Here is a 1,354-nt window from a genome sequence, read left to right as displayed (position 1 = left end):
TACTATTTTACTACGGTAGCTTCTAATTCTACTTTTAATGTTTCAAAAAGACTTTTTACTTCTAATAAAGTACTTGCTTGTTTTATATTGTGTTCAGTTATCCAGTTTTGGAAAATATCAAAACAAGTGAAAAGTTCATCTGATGAAGTTGTATAAATGTTCAACCGTACAATATTTTTACATTCATATCCTGCTTCCTTTATAATTTTCTCCAGATTTTGTATGGAATGAATTAATTGATTTTTCATATCCTCTGTACTTGATATTCCATCGGCATCAATAGCTGTTTGTCCAGAAACATACAGAGTTCCTTCTACTTTTGTTACTTCAATAGCTTGTACATAGTTCCTTTCATTCTGCCATTTCCAAGGGTTAATTGTTCGCTTTTTCATTTGTTCTTCTTTTTTATTTTGCGCTAATGATGACAAAGTGGTTAATAATATGATTATTAAAATTTTTACTTGATTTTTCATAATTGTAGACTTTATTTCTTTTACAAAAATTTGAATAATAGCATTATTCACACGTGACAAACATCACAATTATAAAAAAGTGAAAAATTCTAAGAAGAAAGCCTACTTAGTGTCTCGCGTGAAACACCTAAATAAGAAGCTAAAAGAGTTTTGGGAACTCGTTGAAATAATAATGGATACTGTTTAAGTAATTGCTCATACCTTTCCTTAGCATTTGATGTTAGGAAAGATAAAATTCTATTTTGTGAAGCAATATGTCCTGAGTTAGATTTCTTGAGAAAGAAACGCTCCATTTTGTGTAACTCAGTAGATAGTTTTTGGTAATTTTTAAGACTTATCGAAAATGCTATAGTGTCTTCAATACATTGTAATGACATTTTAGCTTTAGTTTTCGTAAAATAAGCTGAAAAATCACTTTCCCACCAGTCTTCCATTGCAAATGATACAATATGTTGTTTCCCATTTTTGTCTTCATAAACTAATTTTAAAAGCCCAGAAACAATAAAATAACAATTCTTTACATTTTTTCCTTTTTGAATAAGAAAATCATTTTTTTTAAATTTTTCAAATGAGAAATGTGATAAAACAAATGAGAACTCATCATCTGTAAGAGGAATTAATTTTTCAATATGCTCTTTTAATTTTTCTTTCATCAAATAAGAACTCTAATTTTGAATGTTGTATTTAATGATGCCCAACGGTTAGTATAAGAAACGTAGGGCAGTTAATAGGCACTATCGCTTCGGGTTATTACTTAGCTAAATATAAATATTTTGCTTTTATCTTTTTCTCACAAATGACAAATTTTATATTTAATGGACTTTGTAAATAAGCACAGATCTTTCGATTAATCCCAAAAGCCCTATGTTTTATACACCGTA

At 28.3% G+C, this 1,354-nt stretch carries 2 protein-coding genes; both read right to left on the bottom strand.

The window, feature by feature from the left end; genetic code table 11:
• Positions 1 to 2: 2 nt before the first annotated feature.
• Positions 3 to 473: a RidA family protein gene (locus GMC_RS0103840; protein ID WP_010520893.1), complete on the bottom strand. Its 471-nt coding sequence runs from the start codon at positions 471 to 473 to the stop codon at positions 3 to 5.
• A gap of 89 nt (positions 474 to 562) precedes the next feature.
• Positions 563 to 1,126 (bottom strand): Crp/Fnr family transcriptional regulator, encoded by a 564-nt coding sequence (locus GMC_RS0103835; protein WP_010520892.1) that lies wholly within the window; start codon positions 1,124 to 1,126, stop codon positions 563 to 565.
• Between the last annotated feature and the right edge of the window lie 228 nt (positions 1,127 to 1,354).

Origin of the sequence: Aquimarina agarivorans, assembly GCF_000218485.1 — a bacterium.
GTDB classification, from domain to species: domain Bacteria; phylum Bacteroidota; class Bacteroidia; order Flavobacteriales; family Flavobacteriaceae; genus Aquimarina; species Aquimarina agarivorans.
This window is presented reverse-complemented; position numbering and strand designations above follow the sequence as displayed.

Coding starts and splice junctions, on each gene's coding strand:
- GMC_RS0103840 (WP_010520893.1), bottom strand. CDS start 473: ATGAAAAATCAAGTAAAAATTTTAATAATCATATTATTAACCACTTTG.
- GMC_RS0103835 (WP_010520892.1), bottom strand. CDS start 1,126: ATGAAAGAAAAATTAAAAGAGCATATTGAAAAATTAATTCCTCTTACA.